Annotated in this window: 1 protein-coding gene; it reads right to left on the reverse strand. The window is 66.9% G+C overall.

Annotated elements, in window-relative coordinates:
• Positions 1–396, reverse strand: a 396-nt coding sequence (locus D7Y04_RS43380) for an IPT/TIG domain-containing protein (protein WP_199749849.1), incomplete at both ends; no start/stop codon positions are given.

Raw genomic sequence — 396 nt, forward strand, 5'->3', positions numbered from 1 at the left:
ACGAGCTGCTTGTCGCTCCAGGTGCGGAAGTAGTCGGCGGGCGTCTGGTTGAAGCGCACCGAACTCGCGCCCGCCAGCCCCGTACCGGTGATGGTGACCATGGTGCCGGGCGCGCCCCCCTTGGGGTTGAAGTCCGTCACCACGGGGGCGGCGGCCCTCTTCACCGAACTGGACGCACCCCGCTGGGCGCCGGAGCCGCCGGGCGTGAGCTGCCCGTAGAAGTACACGCCGCTGTCGAACAGGATTTTCTGGAGCGCGAACGTCTGCCCCGTGCCCTTCAGGTCGATGAAGTCCTGCAGGTCGGCGAGCGTCGACTGCGCCTTGTTCTGGATGAAATACATCACGGCCATGTAGATGCCCGCGATGACGCCCGCGAGCATCGCGATGATGGGCAGG

It is taken from the genome of Corallococcus sp. AB038B, from assembly GCF_003668955.1.
Lineage (GTDB): Bacteria > Myxococcota > Myxococcia > Myxococcales > Myxococcaceae > Corallococcus > Corallococcus exiguus.